Genomic DNA, 4,997 nt, shown 5'->3' with positions numbered 1-4,997 from the left:
GTCCGGGTCGGGGGCGGCGGCTTGCGAAACGCTTTGCGGTGCTATTACTTGGTCAGATCCGGGCCGGCCGCCGAGACCGCCGCCGGAGTGTCCGCCACCGGGGACTTCTCCTCGCCGCGGAAGGTGAACTTGGCTTCCTTGCCCTCGCCCTCCACGCCGACGACCACGATGTGGCCCGAGCGCAGCTCGCCGAACAGGATCTTCTCGGACAGGTGGTCCTCGATCTCCCGCTGGATCGTGCGGCGCAGCGGACGCGCGCCCAGGATCGGGTCGTAGCCGCGCTTGGCCAGCAGGCTCTTGGCCTCCGGGCTGAGCTCGATGCCCATGTCCCGGTCCTTCATCCGCTGGTCCACCTTGGCGATCATCAGGTCGACGATCTCGATGATGTTCGCCTCGGACAGCTGGTGGAAGACCACGATGTCGTCGACGCGGTTGAGGAACTCGGGGCGGAAGTGCTGCTTGAGCTCCTCGCCGACCTTCGCCTTCATCCGCTCGTAGCCGGTCTGGACGTCACCCGTGGCCGCGAAGCCCAGGTTGAAGCCCTTGGAGATGTCCCGGGTGCCGAGGTTGGTGGTCATGATGATGACCGTGTTCTTGAAGTCCACGACCCGGCCCTGGGAGTCGGTCAGGCGACCGTCCTCCAGGATCTGCAGCAGCGAGTTGAAGATGTCCGGGTGGGCCTTCTCGACCTCGTCGAAGAGGACCACGGAGAACGGCTTGCGGCGCACCTTCTCGGTGAGCTGGCCGCCCTCCTCGTAGCCCACGTACCCGGGCGGGGAGCCGAACAGCCGGGAGACGGTGTGCTTCTCCGAGAACTCGGACATGTCGAGCGCGATCAGCGCGTCCTCGTCCCCGAACAGGAACTCCGCCAGGGTCTTGGACAGCTCGGTCTTACCGACGCCGGACGGGCCGGCGAAGATGAACGAGCCGCCGGGGCGCTTCGGGTCCTTGAGGCCCGCCCGGGTGCGGCGGATCGCCTGGGAGAGCGCCTTGATGGCGTCCTCCTGGCCGATGACCCGCTTGTGCAGCTCGTCCTCCATGCGCAGCAGGCGCGAGGACTCCTCCTCGGTCAGCTTGAAGACCGGGATGCCGGTGGCGGTGGCCAGGACCTCGGCGATGAGCTCCTCGTCCACCTCGGCCACGACGTCCATGTCGCCGGCCTTCCACTCCTTCTCCCGCTTGGCCTTCGCCTGGAGCAGCTGCTTCTCGTTGTCGCGCAGCGACGCGGCCTTCTCGAAGTCCTGCGCGTCGATCGCGGACTCCTTCTCCCGGCGCACCTCGGCGATCTTCTCGTCGAACTCGCGCAGGTCCGGCGGCGCGGTCATCCGGCGGATGCGCATCCGGGAGCCGGCCTCGTCGATCAGGTCGATCGCCTTGTCCGGCAGGAAGCGGTCCGAGATGTACCGGTCGGCCAGGGTGGCGGCGGCGACCAGGGCGGCGTCGGTGATCGAGACCCGGTGGTGCGCCTCGTACCGGTCGCGCAGGCCCTTGAGGATCTCGATGGTGTGCGGGAGCGAGGGCTCGGCGACCTGGATCGGCTGGAAGCGGCGCTCCAGCGCGGCGTCCTTCTCCAGGTGCTTGCGGTACTCGTCCAGCGTGGTGGCGCCGATGGTCTGCAGCTCACCGCGGGCCAGCATCGGCTTCAGGATGGAGGCGGCGTCGATCGCGCCCTCGGCGGCGCCCGCGCCGACCAGGGTGTGCAGCTCGTCGATGAACAGGATGATGTCGCCGCGGGTGCGGATCTCCTTGAGCACCTTCTTCAGGCGCTCCTCGAAGTCACCGCGGTAGCGCGAGCCGGCCACCAGGGCGCCGAGGTCCAGCGTGTAGAGCTGCTTGTCCTTCAGCGTCTCCGGGACCTCGCCCTTGACGATCGCCTGGGCCAGGCCCTCGACGACGGCGGTCTTGCCGACGCCGGGCTCGCCGATCAGCACCGGGTTGTTCTTGGTGCGGCGGGACAGCACCTGCATGACCCGCTCGATCTCCTTCTCGCGCCCGATCACCGGGTCGAGCTTGGCCTCGCGGGCGGCCTGCGTCAGGTTGCGGCCGAACTGGTCGAGGACCAGGGAGGTGGAGGGGGTGCCCTCGGCCGGGCCGCCGGCCGTGGCGGACTCCTTGCCGCCGCCGGGCTGGTAGCCGGACAGCAGCTGGATGACCTGCTGGCGCACCCGGTTGAGGTCGGCGCCGAGCTTCACCAGGACCTGGGCGGCGACGCCCTCGCCCTCGCGGATCAGGCCGAGCAGGATGTGCTCGGTGCCGATGTAGTTGTGGCCGAGCTGGAGGGCCTCGCGGAGCGACAGCTCCAGGACCTTCTTCGCCCGGGGGGTGAAGGGGATGTGGCCGGACGGGGCCTGCTGGCCCTGGCCGATGATCTCCTCGACCTGCTGGCGGACCGCCTCGAGCGAGATGCCGAGGCTCTCCAGCGCCTTTGCGGCGACACCCTCGCCCTCGTGGATCAGGCCCAGGAGGATGTGCTCGGTGCCGATGTAGTTGTGGTTGAGCATCCGGGCTTCTTCCTGTGCCAGGACGACAACCCGCCGCGCGCGGTCGGTGAACCTCTCGAACATCGTTAATCGCTCCTCAGAGCGGTCGGTCAGTTCGGGGGCCGTCCCCGCCCTGTCCTTCCGCATGCTAGTCCCGCTCAGCAGCGCGGCTACGGAACTCCCGCGGAGCGGGAGCAACATGCTGCGCGACCAGCCGACACCTTTCCCAACCTGATGCTGGGAGACGGTGTTCCCAGCGGCGGGCCCGATGCACCGGATCCCGCTACGCCAACGGCGAACACGGTTCGGTGGAACCGGCTCGCCGGCCCCGCGACGTGCTGCGTCCGGGCTCGTGCGACCCCGTCCACCAGCATTCATACCCGGTAATCCGGCGGGTTTCGCGCGGTTTCCGCGGGGTGCGTGTTCGCCTGGCGAGAAGTCCGCCGACCCGGTTCCGCGAGTGACGGACCATCAGGTCGGCCGCGGGCGGCGTACCGCCGTACCGGTGGCGGCCGCGTGACCGCCCGGCCCCTCCAGCGTTGCACAGGTCGTGACCCGTTCGCTGCCGACCTCCCCGGGCGCACCGCCCGCGGCCGCGCCCTGGCGCGGCTCGGACCGGGTGGCCGTGCCGCTGGCGCCCGGACGGGCCGCCCTGGGCCGCCTGGAGCGGCTCGGACGCGGCGCCGGGCCGGTGCTGCGCCAGGCCGGCCTGGCCGTCTTCCTGCTCGCCCCCGGGGCCGCCGAGCCGGTGCCCGAACTGCTCCGGTGGCTCGGCTGGGGTCCGGAGCTGCGGCTGCCCATCGAGGCCCGCGCGGCGTACCCGGGAGACCCCCGGGTGCCCGGACCGCGGGCCGCGCACTGGCTGCGGACCGGGGCCGGACGCCCCGCCCTGGACCTGCGCTCGCCCGACCTGCTCTGCCTGCTGGACGCCCTGGCGGACGCCTGCGCGCGGGAGCGGCTGGGCCTGCCGCCCGCCCGCTGAGGGCCGTCCGGCCCCGGGGGGCGCGGGCCCGGCCCCCGGAGGTGCGGACCCGGCCTCAGGAGGCGTGGGCCCGCTCGTACGCCTCGCGCACGTTGCTCGGGACGCGGCCGCGGTCGTTGACCGGGTGGCCGTTCTCCTTCGCCCAGGTGCGGATCTTGGCGGTGTCGGCCTGACCGGCCGAGGCGGCCCGCCCGGCGCTCCGGCCGCCGCTGCCGCCGCGGCGGGGGGCGGTCAGCCGGCCGCTCTGCTTGCGGCCCTTCTCGACGTACGGGGCGAGCAGGCCGCGGAGCTTCTCCGCGTTGTCGCTCTTCAGGTCGATCTCGTAGGCCACGCCGTCCAGGGCGAACGTCACCGTCTCGTCCGCGGATCCGCCGTCGAGATCGTCTTCCAGAATGACCTGAACCCTCTGTGCCACGGGCTTCCCTTTCCGCGATAACGATCCATTGCCTAGAGAAAGGAAAGCGCCTTTCACCGGAAAACACAAACCCCTGTGTGGCAGGTCGTGCCCCCGGGCATGACTCACAGGTGCAGCAGCATCCGCGAGTTGCCCAGTGTGTTCGGCTTCACCCGCTCCAGGTCGAGGAACTCGGCGACGCCTTCGTCGTACGAGCGCAGGAGTTCTTCATAGACTTCCGTGGCCACGACCGCCGGGTCTGCCGTACGATCGTCGTTTTCGCCGATCTCGACGAAGCCGTGTTTCGAGAAGAACGGAACCTCGAACGTCAGGCAGAAAATCCGACGGACGCCGAGCCAGCGCGCGGTCTCCAGCAGCTTGTCGAGCAGCTGGTGCCCGATACCGAGCCCCTTGCAGACCGGATCCACCGCGAGGGTGCGCACCTCGGCGAGGTCCTCCCACATCACGTGGAGCGCGCCGCAGGCCACCACCCGGCCGTCCTGGTCGCGTTCGGCGACCCAGAACTCCTGGACGGATTCGAACAGTGTGACGGTCGGCTTGTCGAGCAGAATGCCGTCGCGGGAGTACGTGTCGATGAGCCGGCGGACGGCGCGCACGTCGGTGGTCCGCGCACGGCGGATGGTGACCTCCATGCCGGGGAACGTTATCGTGCTGCGGGCGGGGAGGTCTCCTCGGCGTCGGCGCCCGCCACCCGCAGCGCGTCGCGCAGCCACTCGCGCTGTTCCGGCGACATCATCCCGAAGAAGTGCACCAGGGCGGCGGCCGGATTGTCGCTCGTCGCCCAGGCGTCGTTCATCAGTGCGGCGGTGTACGCCTCCCGCGAGGAGACCGGCTCATATCGGTATGCGCGCCCGGCGCGCTCCCGGCGCACCCAGCCCTTTCGATAGAGCTTGTCCAGCACCGTCATCACGGTGGTGTACGCGATTTCGCGTTCCGACCGCAGATCCTGCAGAACCTCCCGGACGGTGACGGGGCGGTTCCACTGCCACACCCGGGTCATGATGTCGTTCTCAAGTTCTCCGAGTTGCCGCACCATAGTGCCGCCAAGGATAGGACCGATGCGGACAAATGGCGGCAAACGGCAAACGGGCGGCGCGCCGTTCCCCGGAGAGGGGGGAAC

5 protein-coding genes are annotated in these 4,997 nt (G+C 70.1%); 1 reads left to right on the top strand and 4 read right to left on the bottom strand.

Annotated elements, in window-relative coordinates:
* Positions 1-44: 44 nt before the first annotated feature.
* A complete protein-coding gene (locus tag ACFUEL_RS34970) occupies positions 45-2,564 on the bottom strand; it encodes an ATP-dependent Clp protease ATP-binding subunit (RefSeq protein ID WP_380241482.1) in 2,520 nt (839 codons plus the stop codon).
* 466 nt (positions 2,565-3,030) lie between these two features.
* Here ACFUEL_RS34970 and ACFUEL_RS34965 point away from each other — a divergent pair, with 466 nt between their 5' ends.
* Entirely contained in the window at positions 3,031-3,462 is a 432-nt protein-coding gene (locus ACFUEL_RS34965) for a hypothetical protein (protein WP_380241480.1), read from the top strand.
* Positions 3,463-3,517: 55 nt separating this feature from the next.
* On the opposite strand, the gene ACFUEL_RS34960 is transcribed toward ACFUEL_RS34965, so the two are convergent.
* The 3 genes from ACFUEL_RS34960 to ACFUEL_RS34950 all read right to left on the bottom strand — a co-directional run bounded on the left by ACFUEL_RS34960 (position 3,518) and on the right by ACFUEL_RS34950 (position 4,913).
* Complete coding sequence (locus ACFUEL_RS34960; RefSeq protein ID WP_380241478.1) at positions 3,518-3,877, bottom strand: Lsr2 family protein; 360 nt, start codon at positions 3,875-3,877, stop codon at positions 3,518-3,520.
* Between the two features lie 104 nt (positions 3,878-3,981).
* Entirely contained in the window at positions 3,982-4,509 is a 528-nt protein-coding gene (locus tag ACFUEL_RS34955; protein ID WP_380241476.1) for an amino-acid N-acetyltransferase, read from the bottom strand.
* A gap of 11 nt (positions 4,510-4,520) precedes the next feature.
* Complete coding sequence (locus ACFUEL_RS34950) at positions 4,521-4,913, bottom strand: BlaI/MecI/CopY family transcriptional regulator (RefSeq protein WP_380241484.1); 393 nt, start codon at positions 4,911-4,913, stop codon at positions 4,521-4,523.
* Positions 4,914-4,997 lie beyond the last annotated feature (84 nt).

The organism is Kitasatospora sp. NPDC057198, from assembly GCF_042670125.1.
GTDB lineage: Bacteria > Actinomycetota > Actinomycetes > Streptomycetales > Streptomycetaceae > Kitasatospora.
The sequence above is the reverse complement of the archived record's forward strand: the minus strand, read 5'-3'. Positions and strand labels throughout refer to the sequence as shown.

Bases quoted from the DNA above. Each gene is read 5' to 3' on its own strand.
- ACFUEL_RS34970 (WP_380241482.1), bottom strand. From the start codon at position 2,564: ATGTTCGAGAGGTTCACCGACCGCGCGCGGCGGGTTGTCGTCCTGGCA.
- ACFUEL_RS34950 (WP_380241484.1), bottom strand. From the start codon at position 4,913: ATGGTGCGGCAACTCGGAGAACTTGAGAACGACATCATGACCCGGGTG.
- ACFUEL_RS34955 (WP_380241476.1), bottom strand. From the start codon at position 4,509: ATGGAGGTCACCATCCGCCGTGCGCGGACCACCGACGTGCGCGCCGTC.